Here is a 1,437-nt window from a genome sequence, read left to right on the forward strand (position 1 = left end):
GCCCGAGCCCCGCCGCCGCATGAAGCCCTCCGCCGCCAAGCTGGCCTTCGCCGCGGGCGACGTGCCGCTGCGCACGCTGGAGGACGCACGCGCGGCGGACGGCCTCACGCCCGACATCACCGGCGCCCACGCGCGCGCCTTCGGACTGCCCGCGCCCGAGCGCACGCCCGAGCAGGCCGCGGACATCTTCTGGCGCGTGGCGATGGGCGCGGACTTCACCTACTTCGAGCACTACCTCGCGGACGAGGCCGGACACGCCCAGGACTTCACCGCCGCCCACACCGCGCTGGACACCTTCGACGCCTTCCTGCGCGCCGTGCTCGCCACGCGCCCCGCCGACGCGCGCCTCATGGTGTGCAGCGACCACGGCAACGTGGAGGACCTGTCCACGCGCGGACACACGCTCCACCCCGTCCCCGTGCTCTACTTCGGGCCTCCATCGCCGGAGGTGGAGGCGCTCTCCACCGTCGCCGACGTGGGACGCACGGTGATGCGCTGGCTGGCAGTGGAGTGACGCTCGTGACGAGGGGATGGATGCGCGGACAGGGACGAGCGGGCCTCTTCGTCGTGGGGGCGGCCCTCATGGCCATGCTCGCCGGATGTCAGGCCCCGCGCCGCAGCACGGTGGACATCTCCCCCGCCGCCGCGCCGGGCGCCCTCGCGAAGACCACGGCCCTGCCCACCTCCAGCGGCGCGCGAATCACCCTCGAGTTCCAGCCGCGCGACACCGCCGCCGCGGACCAGGTGCGGCTGGCCGTCGAGCGCGCCCTGCCCCGGATGGCGCGCTGGGGCACGTTCGATGACTCGGTCTCCATCATCATCCACCCCAACCACGCCGCCCTGGAGCGCGCCGCCAACCGCCCCAACCACGACTTCCTCAGGGCGTGGGCCCGCTACGAGCAGATTGAACTGCAGAGCCCGCGCACGTGGACGCTCCTCGGCGCCAGCCAATCCCAGGTGGACGAGCTGCTCTTGCACGAGCTCACCCACAGCCTGATGTACCAGGTGGCCTCGGACCGGCTGGGCTGGACGCGCAAGCGCATCCCCCTGTGGTTCCGCGAGGGCATGGCCTCGTACACCGCCGAGCAGGGCTACCGCACCGCGTCCCTGGAGGACCTGGCCCGCTACTACGGCCTCCATCCCCAGGCGGACCCGCTGGCCCAGGCGGACTCGCTCTACCGACGCGAGAGCGACATCGTCTACAGCGCCGCCCACCACGCCTTCACCTTCCTGGTGCGCCGCTACGGCGAGCCCGTGGCCCGGGGCGTCCTGCGCGTCATGAGCCAGGGCCCCGACTTCCCGGAGGCCTTCGCCCAGGCCGTGGGCCTGTCCCAGGAGGCCTTCCTCCGGGACTTCCGCCGCTACGTCCAATGGCGCGGCTTCAAGGGCGGCCGCCTGCTCCGCCCCTACTCCTTCCCCACCCCGGACCACCTCACC

At 73.1% G+C, this 1,437-nt stretch carries 1 protein-coding gene and 1 pseudogene; both read left to right on the forward strand.

What is annotated here, in order from left to right; all coding sequences use genetic code 11:
* Positions 1 to 514, forward strand: a pseudogene (locus FL311_RS43125) (metalloenzyme); the annotation flags it as partial.
* A gap of 20 nt (positions 515 to 534) precedes the next feature.
* Positions 535 to 1,437 (forward strand): hypothetical protein (locus FL311_RS43130; RefSeq protein ID WP_141333479.1); only part of this gene is annotated, 903 nt, incomplete at its 3' end.

The organism is Myxococcus sp. AB025B (assembly GCF_006518215.1).
GTDB lineage: Bacteria > Myxococcota > Myxococcia > Myxococcales > Myxococcaceae > Myxococcus > Myxococcus fulvus.